This window comes from Xenorhabdus budapestensis (assembly GCF_002632465.1).
Lineage (GTDB): Bacteria > Pseudomonadota > Gammaproteobacteria > Enterobacterales > Enterobacteriaceae > Xenorhabdus > Xenorhabdus budapestensis.
Map to the genome: position 1 here is coordinate 1 of NZ_NIBS01000163.1, position 304 is coordinate 304.

Annotated in this window: 1 pseudogene; it reads left to right on the forward strand. The window is 56.2% G+C overall.

Annotated elements, in window-relative coordinates:
• Positions 1-304, forward strand: a pseudogene (locus tag Xbud_RS20065) (phage tail protein); the annotation flags it as partial.

Sequence of the window (304 nt, forward strand, 5' to 3'; positions counted from 1 at the left end):
CCGTGTCAATGATAAAGAGCTGGTCAATGACATTACCCTGACCGCCGCCGATGTCGGCGCCTACAGCAAGGACGAAACCGATAGCCGGATCAAAGACGGCGATGCGCAAGTCATGCAGGAAACCCAGAAGGCTATGCATGAAGCCCAGCGAGCCCTGAATGAAGCTCAACAGGCCCTGAAAGCCGCGGACAGCAAAGTGCCTCTGACCCGCCGTGTCAATGATAAAGAGCTGGTCAATGACATTACCCTGACCGCCGCCGATGTCGGCGCCTACAGCAAGGACGAAACCGATAGCCGGATCAAA